This window comes from uncultured Parabacteroides sp., from assembly GCF_902493135.1.
Classification (GTDB): domain Bacteria; phylum Bacteroidota; class Bacteroidia; order Bacteroidales; family Tannerellaceae; genus Parabacteroides.
Window position 1 is genome coordinate 29,294 of record NZ_CABUOD010000041.1, and the last position, 15,514, is coordinate 44,807.

Genomic DNA, 15,514 nt, shown 5'->3' on the forward strand with positions numbered 1-15,514 from the left:
TCTAATAAAGCGAACCTTATGTAAACAAATTTGTTTACCTTTGTGAAAAGGATAAAATTATGGATAGCCGTATTGATATAATAAAAGGTATTCATCCCGGAAAATTTATTGAAAGGGAACTGAAAAAAGGAAATTTGACTCAGCGTTCTCTGGCAGAGGCAACAGGTATTCCATATCAAATTATTAATGCAATTATTGCAGGCAGACGAAACTTAACAACGGAGCAAGCCATAAAAATAGATTCTGTATTGAACTTGGAAGAGGGTTTTTTCTCTATACTTCAAGTTTATTATGACATAAAACAGTATAGAGAGAAAGAATTAGCTAATCTGTATACTGGTAGTCCACGTATTCGTCGAATACTTTTTTGGGACACGGATTTCGACAAAATCAACTGGGGTAAGTATAAAGATGCTGTTATCAAGCGGGTATTAGAGAGAGGTAATGAAGAAGAAATCAATGAAATTCAAAATTTTTATAATCTTTCGACAGGTCAACTAAAACTATATAAGCCGAGGAAAATACGTCAATATAGATTAAACCAAAAAACGAATGACTAAGAAAAACGCTAATAAACTGCATTATGAAACGGTTAGTCCTCTATTGAGGAAGATTCTCAATGATATAATGGGGAATTCTATTTTTGAGCCGTTCTATTTGGTTGGTGGTACTTCTTTGAGCTTGCGGTTAGGACATAGGAAGTCGGTAGATATTGATTTGTTTACCAATGTCCCTTATGGAAGCTTGGATTTTACTGTATATGAAAACTTTTTTCGGAATAACTATCAATACTACTATTGTGCAGATAAAACAGACCTTGTCGGGTTTGGGCGTTCGTATTATATTGGAAATTTGGAAGACGATAGCATAAAAGTAGATTTGTTTTATCACGATGAGATTATAGACCCATGCGATATAGTTGATGGTATACGAATGGCAAGTCTTCCCGATGTTACAGCGATGAAAATAGATGTTATTTCCCGAATTGGTCGTAAAAAGGATTTTTGGGATTTACACGAACTGCTGAATACTTATACTATTTCTCAAATGATATCCTTTCATAAACAGCGGTATGAATACACGCATGACAAAAAGGAAATAATTTCCAATCTTACTGATTTTTCTTCTGCTGATAAGGAGCTTGACCCTATCTGTCTGAAAGAGAAAGAGTGGGAATTAATAAAGTTGGACTTTGTGGAACTGATGAAACTAAAATCTTAATGGGATGGGGTATTTGTATGGAGTAATTCATGGTGATTGCCAAAATCAGACACTAATCATGTATTAAGAGATAAAACTATCGTAATACAGAAAAATGACAATAACCCCTTTTTCGCCCTTTTTCTATTTCATCTCAAATTCCGGTTCATTTTGATCTTACATTTTGTCCGGTCAGGCGGTTTTTGTCTGACAACAGAAAGTATGTGGTAGGCAGCTTGTCCGGTTATCGCTTCTGTTTTGTCAGTCTGAGTAGGAAAAACAGGAAAATGTGATAAAGCCCAACTCCCGGAGAATCGAATATTTGCAGACGAGGTCGGGGCGCTTATCATTTATGGAGAAATTTTTTTTGGGGCCTCTCACTGTGAGCTGCGCAGAATTTTGCCATGACGACCGTCTTCGTTGCCGTGGGTTGCCGGGTTCATGGGTAATGACGACCGTCTTCACGGCGATGAAGTCCCTTGCCATGGCGATGACGACCGTCCTCATGGCGATAAACCGGCAAATAAATGGAAAAAAGTGCGTTTTACCTTCAAAAAGAAGAATATCCGAACTCTTTCATCGCCAAACCTGCTAATTGTTAAATAACTTGTTTTTTACAATAAGTGATCTTGAATTTATTTGTTCGTTTGGGTGGAACCGGCCGGTTTGGCATCTGGTGCTTGCCCGGCAGGGGCAGGATGTGTTTTATTATAATAATCTTCTTTTTTCTTGTTTGCGGACTGTACCAGGCTCGTGACATAGACCGTGAAGATCGGGAACATCATCATGCCGAGAGCAGCCAGCAGAACCGACAGGATGCGCCCCGTAGGCGTGATCGCGATGATGTTCGAGCCGACGGTCGTCACGTCCATGAAAGCCCACCAGAGGGCGTCGCTGTAATCCTTTACTTCGGGGTTCACCTTATGTTCGATCACGAAAAATATCAAGCTGGAGAAATAGACCATTGCCAGCAACATCGTCAGGTAGGAGACGAAAAGACCGGAGGCCCGGTTGGAAGTCAGCCAGCCGACGACGATCGCCAGTGCCCAGCCACTGCGTACGAGCGGAATGAAACGCAGGAAATAGGTCACTTCGGCCGAGAAGGTGAAACCATAGTAGTCTATAATATTAAGATAAGGAATCGAAACCAGCAGGAAGAGGAAATGAGTTTGCAAATAATGAATTTTATCTTTTGATAAGAAAAACTCCAATACGAAATCGGCTATGAAGAACATACAGATCCAGAACTGCGTTTTCAGATACGAAGTCTGCGAGATGAACGGTATATTGTTGAACGTGTCGATCGAAATATCTACAATCAGAAAAAGCGAGAGTAGCAATATCATCACATGAAGCACTCCGTAAATGCCCCGCTTTTCATAAAAAAAGTCGTTGAATGCAGTTCTCATTATCTTTAAATATTTAGTATTTATTTAGTAAATGCTGATTAATGGGTGAGCAAACAGACAAGGCAGCGTCTTGTGCCGCAGGTTCTCTATTGTCGTCTGCTGAAGCAAACGGTAAAAGAGAGCCTTCAGTCACGAGACAAACTTCGTTTGTTAGCTCGCTGATAAATCATCATTTATATTTTATCCGATGAAACAACAAAATGATACCTTTTGTTTTTAACACTTGTCTGTTAATTAACCAAATTTGACATCCTGTTGACAAACTAACACAAAAAGGAGTTGTTATACTGTCAATACAAGCGAAACTAAACGAAACAAAATTCACATTTTAATAGTAAAATTCATGGCAAATATTGGAAAAGCAGTAAAACTTGGAGTATTTACTCTTGCGATTATGAATGTAACGGCAGTCGTCTCACTCCGCGGACTGCCGGCTGAGGCTGTGTATGGACTGAGTTCAGCCTTTTATTATCTGTTTGCAGCAATCGTGTTCTTAATTCCTACCTCGTTGGTGGCAGCCGAGTTGGCCGCCATGTTCCAGGATAAACAGGGTGGGGTGTTCCGGTGGGTAGGAGAGGCCTATGGCAAGAAATGGGGCTTCCTGGCTATCTGGGTGCAATGGATCGAAAGTACGATCTGGTATCCGACCGTGTTGACTTTCGGCGCCGTTTCCATCGCGTTTATCGGAATGAACGATGCACACGACATGACGTTGGCTTCAAACAAAATGTACACGCTGGTTGTGGTATTGATTATTTACTGGCTCGCAACTTTCATCTCTTTGAAAGGCTTGAGCTGGGTAGGCAAAGTGGCTAAAGTGGGCGGTATCGTCGGTACGATCATCCCGGCTGCCTTGCTGATTATCTTAGGTATTGTGTACCTGGCTTCCGGCGGTCATTCCAATATGGACTTCCATGGCAATTTCTTCCCCGATTTTACGAAATTCGATAACCTGGTACTTGCTTCCAGTATTTTCCTCTTTTATGCCGGTATGGAAATGGGCGGTATCCATGTGAAAGATGTGGAAAACCCTTCCGTCAATTATCCGAAGGCCGTGTTTATCGGTGCGTTGATCACCGTGTTGATCTTCGTGTTGGGAACATTCGCATTGGGTATCATTATCCCGCAGAAGGATATTAACCTGACACAGAGTTTGCTGGTCGGTTTCGACAACTATTTCAAGTTTATCCATGCTTCCTGGCTGTCGCCGGTTATCGCCGTTGCGCTGGCTTTCGGTGTGCTGGCAGGCGTATTGACATGGGTGGCCGGTCCGTCAAAAGGTATCTTTGCCGTAGGTAAAGCCGGTTATCTGCCTCCGTTCTTCCAGAAAACAAACAAGTTGGGCGTACAGAAAAATATCTTGCTGATCCAGGGTCTGGCTGTTACATTCCTGAGCTTGTTGTTCGTGGTTATGCCTTCCGTACAGAGCTTCTATCAGATTCTGTCACAGCTGACGGTTATCCTTTACCTGATTATGTATATGCTGATGTTCTCCGGTGCGATCGCATTGCGTTACCGGATGAAGAAAGCCGGTCGTCCGTTCCGTATCGGTAAGAGTGGCAACGGTCTGATGTGGTTTATCGGCGGTCTTGGTTTCTGCGGTTCTTTGCTCGCTTTCATCCTGAGCTTTATCCCGCCCAGCCAGATTTCTACAGGTAACAATACCGTTTGGTTTGCCGTGCTGATTATCGGCGCTATCGTGGTGGTAGCCGCTCCGTTCATCATCTATGCTGCCAAGAAACCGTCTTGGGTGGATCCCAATACAGAGTTCGAACCGTTCCATTGGGAAGTCGACAAACAGGTTCAAGGAACCGGCAGCACCAATACGACAGGCGCATCCCCTTCCGGAACATCTCCTAAGGCGTAAATCCGTGCGCGATGGGTTTGCCTCTGGCAAGTGGCAGGCTTTATTGGCAATAGAATAAAACGAGAGGATGCATCCAAACTCCCCTTTCCCGCGTCGAGCGCGGGGATAAGGAGCTTTGGATGCATCCTCTTGTTATTGAAAGACGAATACCCGGTGGAGTTTTACCAACCTGTGTTCTGCACCAGATGCTCGTTCATGTCTATTTCTTCCTGCGGGATCGGCCAGAGCTTATATTTCTCTTCAGTCGCTTTGGTGGAAAGGACTTTTCCCACAACGTCTACCTGTGCCTGGTTGTTGGTCATGGAGATCAGCAAGCCCCAACGTTTCAAATCATTGTAACGGATGCCTTCGGCTGCGAATTCGATGGCTCTTTCGTGTTTGATCCGTTCGAATACCTGTTCCTTACCCGTTGCCTGCAAGTATGACGGACCGGAGTTCAGGAGCGCGATGCCAGCTCTTTGGCGTACCTGGTTGATCAGTTCGACAGCTTTTGACTGGTTGCCGTTTTCGTTATAGCATTCGGCAAGCATCAGCAATACGTCTGCGTAGCGGATCAGCGGGAAATTAGTCGGCGAATGGAAACGGTCCGTGATCAATCCGTCCATGTCATATTCGGGGACAAATTTGCGATACAGATAGGTGTTATGCCCGAAAGCATTCCGCACGTATCCGTTGGTCTCGTTTGACGGGTTCGATGGAGCGATAATCATTTCACAATCTTTGGCGGCGTTGTTGACCCACCCTTTATACTTGTTGGCTGTGTAAGGCAGGATAATAGTCGATTCCATGCGTGGATCGCGTTCTGCGTACATCTTTTGCAAGGTTGCGACGCTTTCCGGATATTCGGCTACGTATTTGCCGTCCGCATCAAACGTGCTGTAGAATACATTCTCCTTCACCGTGTTGTCTGTCGAGAAGCCGGGGAAAAGCTCGTCCCAGTCGAACGGCCGTCCATCCTTGTATTCATACATATCCACCAGTTCGACCGATGGAACCAGGCAGTTGATACAACCTCCGTAAGAAGCACGGTTGGCAATATAATGGACCGGCATGCCGTAAGCGGTACTTGCTCCGCCCAGGTTCTGGACGGCAAAGATCATTTCCGTGCTTTCGTCTCCACCCGGTTTGAACAGCCCGGCGTAGTCCGGATAAAGGGCATAGCCGTAACCTCCGTTGCAGACTTCTTCAAAGGCCGTTGCCGCATCCTGGTATTGTTTGTTATAGAGCAGGACTTTTCCCTTCAGGGCATATGCCGTACCTTTGGTGACACGTCCTTTATCGGCATCGTCCCATGTCTTGGGAAGAGCGGAGCAGGCATATTCCAGATCGGCCAGAATGAAGTTGCGCACTTCTTCTTCCGTATTCCGGGTTTTGTACATATTATCGTATTCTTTATCTATCTCGGTTGTTTCGTCGTAGATGGGGACGCCTCCGTAGAGGTTCAACAATTCGTTGTAGAAAAAGGCACGCATGAAACGGGCTTCGGCGATATACTGGTTGATCAGGCTTTCGTCCATATCTACGTGTTTTATATTTGTGATCAGGGTGTTCGAACGTGCGATCCCGTCGTACATGCGTTTCCAGATGTCTTTGAACAAACCGGTAGTCGAATTGCTTTGTCCCTGGGCTACTTCGATAAAGCCATAAACGCCCCAGTTCAATCCGATGCCGATATCTGCCAAACAATCGCGAGTATAATATATGCCGAAAGCATCATCCTTTTTGAGGGAGCTGTAGATCCCCATCATGCCTTCTTTCGCATCAGCTTCGTCCTGCCAGAAAGAACCGCTCGATACTTTATCGGCAGGATATTGATCCATGTCGTAGCATCCTGTTAATAGAAGGAGGCTCGAGAAAGCTGTTAAGCCTATATGTTTAATTGTTTTTTTCATGATCCTGATATTTAAAATTCTATATTAACACCAATAACTGCCTGTCTCATGGTCGGGTAGGTCAACTGATCCAGTTCGGGATCGATGCCTTTGTAGCTTGTGAACGTAAAGAAGTTCTCCAAGCTCCCGTAGATACGCAATTTCTGTAATTGAATCTTGCTCAGCAAATGCTTCGGGATACTGTATCCTAACTGGATGTTCCGTATCTTCAGATAGTTTTTATTCTGTATCCACAGCGTATTTGCTTGGTTGTTGATGGCGTTCTGGTAGGTCAAACGCGGATATTTGGCGTTTGTCATGCCTTCCGCCCAGCTATTTTCGGCGATCTCTTTCGTGATCTGGTAGCCTCTCTGTACGCTTGTGCTGAAGTATTTTTCATTCAGATATCCTTTTGCACCGGCTACGCCCTGCATAAAGATCGAGAAGTCGATTCCTTTGTAAGCGGCGGACAATGTCAGGCCGAATGTATGTTTCGGGATCGTGCTGCCTACAACCTTGCGGTCTTTGTTCGGGTCGATGATACCGTCTCCATCCTGGTCTTTGAACAAGATATCCCCTTTGCCCGGAGTCGCTCCCAGTTTGCTGAATGCGTCCGGATTCTTGGCGATCATGTTGTTGACGATTGCCAAGTCTTCGTCTGTCTGGATGATGCGGTCTGCTTCGTACATGTACATCGAGCGGATGGCTTCGCCTTCTTTGGTCATATAGATTCCGTCCAAGCTATAATCTTTGCCCTTGAATTTGTCTACATTATTCGTGACGTACATATAGTTTCCGTTGATGCTGTAGCTGAAATCGTTGATCTGGTCTCTCCAACCTAAAGACAGTTCGATCCCCTTATTGGTAACTTGTGCTGCATTGGAGGTCGGAGTCGAGGCTGCACCGTGCACCAATGGAGACGGCAGTTGGATCAAGATTCCTTCTGTCTGCTTGTTGAACCAGTCGAATGTTCCGTACAAACGGTTGTTCAGGACACCGAAATCGAAACCGATATCGGTTACTTTGGTCTTTTCCCAAGTCAGGTTGGCATTTGCCAGTGCTGTGATAGACCAACCGGTGTTGACCGCGTTATTCAGGATGTAATTGGCTGCTCCATAGCTGGAAATAGCGGAATAGTTGCCAACCGAGTTATTCCCCAGTGCACCGTAAGAAGCACGAATCTTCAGATTGTCGAGCCATTCGGCATCTTCCATGAAAGCTTCCTGGTCGATGCGCCATGCCAGTGATCCGGAAGGGAAGTAACCCCAGCGGTGGTCGGACAGGAAACGGGAGGAACCGTCGGAACGAAGGTTGAACTCGGCCAGATATTTGTTTTCCCAGTCCAGATTGATACGTCCGAAGTAGGAACGCATCACCCATTGGGTACGGTTGCCGCTTGCACTGATTTCACCGTTTGCAGCGTCTAATACGCTTCCGTTGGGAACAGTCAGGTCCTTGCGGCTGACAGTGTGCCATTCATACTGGTATTGTTCCTGGCTTGCGCCCGCCATTACTTGTAATCCCAGGCGGTTTTCTAGAAAACGATGGTTGTAGTTGGCTACGACGTCCATGTAGTTGCGTTCGCGGTCATATTGCTTTTGAGTGATATAACTCTGTCCTTCGCCGTAAAACATGATCTGGTTCGTTCCGAAATTCCATATATCGTTGAAGACAGGCATTGTCTTCACGTTTTGTCCGGTATATTCATACGAGTACGATCCCGTAACCGATAAATCCTTGATCGGTTGCAAAGTGATGAAAAAGCGGGATTTGACATTGCGGGTGATGTTGCTTCCTGTTGTGGAGTTCAGAGCCAACCGGATATTGTTTCCGGATTCGGACACGTCGTCTTCCGGGTTCTGGATACCTCCGTAGCGTCCGTCATGCTTCAGGATCATGGCGGGAGAAGTCGCCCAGCCCCAGGTGAATGCCCCGACAGAGGCTTGTTCGCCGGCTTCGGTGGCAGTTTGCCCGGCATTTCCCGGATCGGCTTTACCGACAAAACCGCTGGCATTGATCCCCATCTTCAACCAGGAGGTCAGTTGGGCGGTAATGTTCGTACGGGCATTGTATTTGCGGTAACCGGCATTTTCCAATACTCCCGGATTATCGAAATAACCGAAAGCGCCGTAAAACTGGATTTTATCCGTACCTCCGCTCATGGACAGGTTATGCTGGGTTCCTACGCCGTTCTGGAAAGCCGCGTCGATCCAGTTCGTGTTCGGATATTTCAGCGGGTTTTGCCCGTTGTCGTTTCTCCATTCGGAAATGGCCGTGGAACTGTACGGGGTAGCCATATCGCTGTTTACATATCCGCTATTGATATATTCCATATAGTCCGCATAGTTGCTTACAGGGTCTAATACTCCCGGGCGGATGCTCTGGAAAGACACATATCCGTTGTAAGAAACGGACAGTTTACCCGATTTGCCGGATTTAGTCGTGATCAGGATTACGCCATTGGCGGCACGTGAACCGTAAATAGCGGCTGAAGAGGCATCTTTCAGAACCGAAATATTTTCGATATCCTGCACGTTCAGGCTGCTCATTTCACCTTCCATGCCGTCGATTATCACCAGCGGGGCGGCATTATTGAGAGTACCCTGCCCGCGGATCAGGATGCTGGCATTGTCATCGCCCGGACGGTTGTTGGATGACGTTACTTGCAGACCGGCTGCAACACCGGCCAAGGCATTTGTCACGTTCGTGATCGGGCGGCTTTCTGCCAGGTCGTTCATATCGACCGAAACCACCGAACCCGACAGATTGACCTTTTTCTGCGTTCCGAAACCGACCACTACCACCTCTTCCAAGGCCTGGGTGTCTTCTTTCAACTGGACATTGAGAGTCGGCTCGTTGCCTAATTTGATACGGCGGGTAGCATATCCGATGTAAGAGATCTGGATGGTTTCGCCCGGAGAGGCGGACAGTGAGAAATGTCCCGAACCGTCAGTGATGGTTCCGTTGCTCGTGCCTTCGACGGATACGTTTACACCGATCAGCGGTTCACCGTATTCGTCGGTGATCGTGCCGGTGATTTTCCTGGCTGACTGCATGACGATAGGGCTTTCCGTTTTCTCCCCTTTCATCAGCATGATGCTGTTTCCCTGCATGGCATAGACAATATCGGTGTTATTGAATATGTTTTGCAGGATGTCGGCAACGGACTGATTGGTTGCATGCACGGAGACCTTACGGGTAAGGTCTACTTCGTTCTTATTGAATATAAACAGGTAATCCGTCTGCTGTTCGATTTGATTGATCAGCGTCTGGATATTTATGTTTTCGCTGTTGATGGAAACTTTGGCAACTTGCGAGCTGGCTTCCGTAGCGAATAGCCCCGTTATGAAAATGAAGAGAGATGTAAAGGTTATTTTCATAATGCGCAATATATGTTTATTAGTCATTTTTAATGGGATATAGAAATCCCTGTATAAATTATTTTTCATACATTTATAGCCTTGTAATCGTTAATACTTAAGATAATTAAAATCCTGTCTGGTATTGACTTAGCCGGAGTGTGTCGGTAGCGCGTTCCGGCTTTTTTATGTATTCTTTCCTTTCCCCATAGGCAGTATAGATTTAAGATGTTAATAACTCTTGTTTATTTTATTATGATTGTACTTTCCTTGTCGTCTTTTTTCTCGTATTTGAATTTTGTCCTGAGTTGTAAGGTCTTCAGGACATGTTCCACCCCGTCGCTGGTTCGGAATTTACCGCTGTAGCGCTGGTTGAGGATCCGGGTGTTTTCAATGAGGATGTTGACATCGAAATAGAGTTGAAGTTTTTTGAAGAGGTCACCGATCGTATTGTCGTCAAAGCAGATCAGCCCTTCTTTCCATAAGAAATAATTGTATTGGGTGATCGGGGAAGTTCTAAGCTGTCCGTGTTCCATGTAAGCTTTTTTGTTGGGCTCCAGCAGGAGATTGTCCTGGTGGTTGGACGATTCGATCTGTACGGAACCTTTCAGCAAAGCCGTCTCGAAAACGGGATTGCCCTTATAGGCCTGGACGTTGAACTCCGTACCTAAAACCTTTATGTCGTACTGCTCGGTCTTGACGATGAACGGTTTGTTTTTGTTGTGGGTTACATTGAAATAGCCTTCGCCATCCAACGTGACGCTGCGGTTATTGCCCTCGAAATGACTGGGAAAAGTCAGGGTTGTTTTTGCATTCAGCCAGACTTTTGTGCTATCCGACAACGTCAGTTCGGCACGCTGCCCGGCAGGGATGTAAATCGTTTGCATGACGGCTTCCTGCCGGACAGGTTCCGGCTCCGGCTGGTTATATATGGACACAATTGAAAACGCGATGGCAAATATGGCGGCGATTTTCAGTATTTCACGGCCGATCGTCCGTAGCGTCCGCCGTTTCCGGCCCTCAGAAAATCTTTCTGAGGCAACATGAGCCGGCTCATGTTGCCAAATCGTTATGCTATAGAGTTTGCGTAAGGCGAGATATTCTTTCATATTCTCCTTATCGGCATCGATCCAACGGGCAACGGCCTCTTTTTCGTTTGGGCTTGCATCGCCGATAATATATTTATGCAGTGTCTCTTTATCCATAATTATGCGTTGGGGTAGTTGTTTTTCCACCCTTCTATTAATAATACGATTGGAAAGGGAACATCCCTAAACGAAAAACGAAGATTATTCAATTAAAAGTAAAAAATATAAAACGGGCAGATAGTCCTTTAGCCGCAGGCGTAACGGTTTGAGCGCTTTCGTGATATGATATTCCACGCCTTTTACCGAGATGCCCAACTGTTCTGCAATCTCTTTGTTCGATCTGTTCTGGAAACGGCTCATGATAAAGATATGGCGGGTCTGTCCGGGTAAGGTCGCCAAAGTGTCTGCAATGATTTTTTTAACCTCTTCGGAGAATATCTCTTCAGGGTCGCATGCCTGCAAGGTGGAGATACGGATTTCCAGTTCCCGCTGGCTCATGCTGCTCATCGAATGAAGGGCTTCCGCTTTGATGGCTTCGTGTTTCAGGTGGTCGAGCGATTTGTTTTTGAGGATTGTAAGCAGCAACGCATCGGCATGATCCGTCTCTTTTGTTTTCAGGATTTCCCAGAGTTTGATCAGCGCATCGGATACAATGTCTTCTGCTACGGATTCATCATGTACAAACGATTTCGTGAACAAGAAAGCTTTCTTGTAGTACCGTGTGTATAAGATATTAAAGCTATGTATTTCCCCTTCAGACATTTATTTATATTTGTATTCCATACGCTTCTGGTAGCAAATATAAATAAAAATATGAGATTGTCACGAGAAGCGGGATGAAAAGCGGTTCCGCCCTATTTAAATTTGAATGGAGGTGCACTACGGAATCTTATTTTCCATATTCCCTTCCACGGGAAGCCATTCACTGGCACTTACATTTTCGAGAGTGATGTCTTTACCGTTGAAAAGAAGGTTGTATATGTATCTTTTTCCTTTTTCCCACTTCGTATCGGCAGGAACATAATATTTGAATGTCGTTCCGTTGATGGTGAAGAGCACTTCCACATCTCCGTCTGCCTTGATACGCGACGTGGGGATCACCATCAGCTGCTGCGGCTCGCCCGGTATTTTTTTCAGCATGTGCGGACTATCCAGTTTCAGTCGGGTAGAGGCATTCGTCCCGACGCATCCGCTGATGTTTCCGGTCTTGATATTCATTTTCCCTCCGAAGCATAGGGACGTGCCGCCGGCTTTGTTTCCGATCTGGATCGCATGGAGCAGGAAACAGCCTTTCGTTTCCGGTGCCATTCGCAACTGGAAACTCAGGAGCGAAAGCGTATGATTCATGTTGAGTAAAGCGACCGGGGAAATCTGGTTGACCGCCCGTTGTCCGCGGGCCTGTATCCCGTACATATAATCTTTCGTCAGGGAAGCATCCGGTGATATGCGGACCGGGATATTCTCAGGGTCGAAGTTTACCTGCGATTGATACGGGTAATAGGCATAAACGGTGACCGGTTCCTGATGCAGATAGATCTCAGGTGACTGGCGCCAGTTCAGTTTGTTGTTCAACAGGCAGGCTTCCGCCCGTACATTCTTGTAATCCGGATTACTATCGTAGATGCTGCCGGTGTTTTCCGAGACGACATGCAACCCGATGACCGACCCGCTTGTAAATTCTTGCATGAAATTGGGAGACTTTGTCGTTAGCGCCTTTGTTATTATTCTTAAAGGTTGCTCTTTCATGCCCAAATTTTCAATGAGTCCCGGTTCGTAGTCGTTTGTGCAACTAAAAATACTAACCGCCGTCACCATAAATAGTAGTAATTTATTCATTCTTTGTATTATTTTTGTGAAATGATTACAGATGCAAAGATCAGTCAGTTTGAGGAGGTAGAGGCTGCATTCGGTATAAAACCACGATGAAATCGTATAAAACCACAGGATGCAAATTGTCTACAGGCGTCAAATTGTCAACTGACGGTTCAGATTAACTATTTAATGCTTCAATTTGTTTACTTGATACGAGGGATTCATTATGTTGGACAAAATTCAGTTTTTATTAAGTTTGCAGATTATAGGATTCTGTATTTTTGGCGGAGTCACCCTGTTACTCCGGGCTGGTGAAAACCGGGCGAAAAAGATATTGGGCTGGGGGATGTTTTTGTGGGCTTTCCTGGCAGTCATGAGGGTGTCTGTGAATCTTTATCTGCATGAACCGAAAGAGGCTTTCCATCCGGATATCCTGATTATGGGGGCTTTGGTGACGGCAACGCTCGCTTGTTATGTGATTGAAGTTTTGCGGCCCGGCTTTCTTACTTGCAAACGTTTTCTTCTGTTTATCAGTCCGGTTATTTTCGGCGGACTGGCTTACCTGACTTATCGTCTGTCGGGAGGTGAAATTCATACCTATTATTCGATACGGGAGGTTTTCGAATACTTTAATATGGATGTCTTGCTTCGTATGACGGTCTTTCTGCTGACCTTGTTTTATATGGTTCTGCCTGTTTATCTGATAGCCAGGTACGGTAAGGACTTCAAGGTCTTTTTGGCGGAGAATGTTTCCGATCCGGAAGAATATGATTTGGAATGGTTAAGGAAAACCATGATACTTTTAATTGTTCTGTATGGCTTTTATTTGGCCTTATTGCTGACCGATACGCCTTTGATGTATGTGATCGACAAAACGGTCCTGTTGTTCGTATGGTATTATTTCTTTTATAAGGCGCTATTCCTGAAGGTGGTGGTGCTGGAACATTCCTTTGAAAGCGGGTGGGACCTGCCGTACCAGGAAGAGGGTAATGACGATGACGAACACCGGGTTCTCAGTAAACGTTATGCGGAGGAAGTAAATGCATGGTTTGAAAGGGAAAAACCGTATCTTCGCGAAGATTTACGCCTGACGGATTTGCAACGGATCTTTCCTATCAGCCGTTCTTATCTTTCCCAACTGTTTAACCGGGAGCTGGGACAATCGTTTTCCGATTATGTCAACCAGTTCCGGATAGAGGAAAGCAAGCGTTTGATGGATGCCGAGCCGAATGCCAGTATACAGGAGATTGCCGAACGTTCCGGATTCCATTCGATCAGTACGTTCCGGCGGGCTTTCCAGAAGTGTACAGGCACGATTCCGTCGGAGTATAAGAATAGCAAATAAACACGTAACGATCTTTATTCCGTCATGGACACTGTTCAAACTACTACTGCCGTCCGACCGCATATTGTCTGGCTGGACGTTCTTCGCCTTGTCGCCATCCTGATGGTGATTGCCATTCATTGTACCGACCCGTTTAACGCCTCGCCTGAATCGCGTGCCGATCCGGAATTTAATTTCTGGGGTTCTGTTTACGGTTCCATGCTGCGTGCCAGCGTGCCGCTTTTTGTGATGATGACCGGATTCCTTTTGTTGCCGGTCAGGCAGGAGGCTTCCGCCTTTTATAGGAAACGCATTCCGCGTGTGTTGTTTCCATTCCTGATCTGGTCTGTCTTGTTCGATCTGGCACCCTGGTTCATCCAGTGGGTAGGAGGTAGTCCGGAACTGGTGACGGACTTTTTCCCTTGGGAACCGAACCCTTCGGCCTCGTTCGTAGAGGCGTTGAAGACGATTGCCTTGATCCCTCTCACCTTTACGGTCTATGCGACACCGATGTGGTATATCTATGTGCTGATAGGGCTTTATCTGTATATGCCGGTCTTCTCCGCATGGGTGGAAAAGGCATCGGACAAGGCAAAGCGTATGTTTCTGGCACTTTGGTTTGTTTCGTTGTTTATCCCTTATCTGACGGAGTTTGTCTCGCGTTACCAGTTCGGAACCTGCTCATGGAACTCATTCGGGCTGTTTTACTATTTTGCCGGTTTCAACGGATATCTGTTGTTAGGGCATTATTTAGGGAAAAGAACAGACGGGTCGCTCGGCAAGACCTTGTCGATGGCGGTTCCGCTGTTTTTAGCCGGCTATTTTATTACATTGGCCGGTTTTCGCCATATGACATCCGACCCGAATGTGAGCGAGGAGGGGATGGAGCTGTTCTTTACTTATTGTTCGCCTAACGTGTTGCTGATGACGGTTGCCGTTTTCCTGCTGGTACGGAAAGTGCGGATTACCTCGCCGGTCATTTGCCGCGCCCTTGCCAATCTGACCAAATGCGGTTTTGGTTTGTATTGCGTGCATTATTTCTTTGTCGGTCCTTCCTATATGTTCGCGCAGTGGATCGGGACGCCTGTTCCGGCGTTGGTGCCTGTTTCGGCCGTTCTGACCTTCATTTGTTCATGGTCATTTACTTATCTGGTGAGTAAGTTGCCGCATGCGAAATATATCATCGGTTGAGGCGCTTTTCTCTTGTCCGGCTGTTTGTGCAAATGATGTTAAATAGGCACACGAAGTGAATAACGTATCTGTTTTACCTCTATTTTTGTGTTGTAAAACATAATTATGCAATACTAATGCAGGTATGTTTTGCACGAATCGTTTTAAACAAGAAGAGAGAAGCTATGAAGAAGTTTTTTAGAAAGTGTGTCAGATGCCTTGAAATATTAGGTGACTATGGAATGCAGAAATATGGTATGAAACGTGCTTGAGAGGTTCACTCCTCCAAACAACGAAGCCCCGAAGGTGATCGACACCTCCGGGGCTTGTTTTCTGTATGCTTTCGTCCTTCACAGGGTTACCGGCTACATTGAACTTTTCAATTCAATATACTTTAGTATTATTAATATTAAA

At 45.8% G+C, this 15,514-nt stretch carries 11 protein-coding genes; 5 read left to right on the plus strand and 6 right to left on the minus strand.

Going from position 1 to position 15,514, the window contains the following annotated elements; translation table 11 throughout:
- Nucleotides 1–59 precede the first annotated feature (59 nt).
- Together RDN79_RS15550 and RDN79_RS15555 are read left to right on the plus strand one after the other, a co-directional pair.
- Entirely contained in the window at nucleotides 60–560 is a 501-nt protein-coding gene (locus tag RDN79_RS15550) for a helix-turn-helix domain-containing protein (RefSeq protein ID WP_298552041.1), read from the plus strand.
- Nucleotides 553–1,221, plus strand: a complete 669-nt coding sequence (locus RDN79_RS15555; RefSeq protein WP_186929807.1) for a nucleotidyl transferase AbiEii/AbiGii toxin family protein — start codon at nucleotides 553–555, stop codon at nucleotides 1,219–1,221. The genes RDN79_RS15550 and RDN79_RS15555 overlap by 8 nt, the downstream gene beginning before the upstream one ends.
- A gap of 614 nt (nucleotides 1,222–1,835) precedes the next feature.
- Here the strand turns inward: RDN79_RS15555 and RDN79_RS15560 are convergent.
- Nucleotides 1,836–2,609, minus strand: a complete 774-nt coding sequence (locus RDN79_RS15560) for a potassium channel family protein (RefSeq protein WP_298552038.1) — start codon at nucleotides 2,607–2,609, stop codon at nucleotides 1,836–1,838.
- A 343-nt stretch (nucleotides 2,610–2,952) separates the two neighbouring features.
- Between RDN79_RS15560 and gadC the strand changes: the two genes are divergently transcribed.
- Nucleotides 2,953–4,476: a putative glutamine/gamma-aminobutyrate antiporter GadC gene (gadC, locus tag RDN79_RS15565; RefSeq protein ID WP_298552037.1), complete on the plus strand. Its 1,524-nt coding sequence runs from the start codon at nucleotides 2,953–2,955 to the stop codon at nucleotides 4,474–4,476.
- A 161-nt stretch (nucleotides 4,477–4,637) separates the two neighbouring features.
- On the opposite strand, the gene RDN79_RS15570 is transcribed toward gadC, so the two are convergent.
- From RDN79_RS15570 to RDN79_RS15590, 5 genes are all read right to left on the minus strand, one after another.
- Entirely contained in the window at nucleotides 4,638–6,368 is a 1,731-nt protein-coding gene (locus tag RDN79_RS15570) for a RagB/SusD family nutrient uptake outer membrane protein (RefSeq protein ID WP_298552035.1), read from the minus strand.
- A gap of 11 nt (nucleotides 6,369–6,379) precedes the next feature.
- On the minus strand, nucleotides 6,380–9,727 hold the full coding sequence (locus RDN79_RS15575; protein WP_298552032.1) for a TonB-dependent receptor: 3,348 nt from the start codon (nucleotides 9,725–9,727) through the stop codon (nucleotides 6,380–6,382).
- Nucleotides 9,728–9,951: 224 nt separating this feature from the next.
- A complete protein-coding gene (locus tag RDN79_RS15580) occupies nucleotides 9,952–10,911 on the minus strand; it encodes a FecR family protein (RefSeq protein WP_298552030.1) in 960 nt (319 codons plus the stop codon).
- Nucleotides 10,912–10,995: 84 nt separating this feature from the next.
- Nucleotides 10,996–11,556, minus strand: a complete 561-nt coding sequence (locus RDN79_RS15585; protein ID WP_298552029.1) for an RNA polymerase sigma-70 factor — start codon at nucleotides 11,554–11,556, stop codon at nucleotides 10,996–10,998.
- A gap of 117 nt (nucleotides 11,557–11,673) precedes the next feature.
- On the minus strand, nucleotides 11,674–12,630 hold the full coding sequence (locus tag RDN79_RS15590; protein WP_298552028.1) for a fimbrillin family protein: 957 nt from the start codon (nucleotides 12,628–12,630) through the stop codon (nucleotides 11,674–11,676).
- Nucleotides 12,631–12,832: 202 nt separating this feature from the next.
- On the opposite strand from RDN79_RS15590, the gene RDN79_RS15595 reads away from it, so the two are divergent.
- Both RDN79_RS15595 and RDN79_RS15600 read left to right on the plus strand, forming a co-directional pair.
- A complete protein-coding gene (locus RDN79_RS15595; RefSeq protein WP_298552027.1) occupies nucleotides 12,833–13,951 on the plus strand; it encodes an AraC family transcriptional regulator in 1,119 nt (372 codons plus the stop codon).
- A gap of 24 nt (nucleotides 13,952–13,975) precedes the next feature.
- Complete coding sequence (locus RDN79_RS15600; protein ID WP_298552025.1) at nucleotides 13,976–15,121, plus strand: acyltransferase; 1,146 nt, start codon at nucleotides 13,976–13,978, stop codon at nucleotides 15,119–15,121.
- Nucleotides 15,122–15,514 lie beyond the last annotated feature (393 nt).

Bases quoted from the DNA above. Each gene is read 5' to 3' on its own strand.
- RDN79_RS15575 (WP_298552032.1), bottom strand. From the start codon at position 9,727: ATGAAAATAACCTTTACATCTCTCTTCATTTTCATAACGGGGCTATTC.
- RDN79_RS15580 (WP_298552030.1), bottom strand. From the start codon at position 10,911: ATGGATAAAGAGACACTGCATAAATATATTATCGGCGATGCAAGCCCA.
- RDN79_RS15555 (WP_186929807.1), top strand. From the start codon at position 553: ATGACTAAGAAAAACGCTAATAAACTGCATTATGAAACGGTTAGTCCT.
- RDN79_RS15560 (WP_298552038.1), bottom strand. From the start codon at position 2,609: ATGAGAACTGCATTCAACGACTTTTTTTATGAAAAGCGGGGCATTTAC.
- RDN79_RS15600 (WP_298552025.1), top strand. From the start codon at position 13,976: ATGGACACTGTTCAAACTACTACTGCCGTCCGACCGCATATTGTCTGG.
- RDN79_RS15590 (WP_298552028.1), bottom strand. From the start codon at position 12,630: ATGAATAAATTACTACTATTTATGGTGACGGCGGTTAGTATTTTTAGT.
- gadC (WP_298552037.1), top strand. From the start codon at position 2,953: ATGGCAAATATTGGAAAAGCAGTAAAACTTGGAGTATTTACTCTTGCG.
- RDN79_RS15550 (WP_298552041.1), top strand. From the start codon at position 60: ATGGATAGCCGTATTGATATAATAAAAGGTATTCATCCCGGAAAATTT.
- RDN79_RS15570 (WP_298552035.1), bottom strand. From the start codon at position 6,368: ATGAAAAAAACAATTAAACATATAGGCTTAACAGCTTTCTCGAGCCTC.
- RDN79_RS15595 (WP_298552027.1), top strand. From the start codon at position 12,833: ATGTTGGACAAAATTCAGTTTTTATTAAGTTTGCAGATTATAGGATTC.
- RDN79_RS15585 (WP_298552029.1), bottom strand. From the start codon at position 11,556: ATGTCTGAAGGGGAAATACATAGCTTTAATATCTTATACACACGGTAC.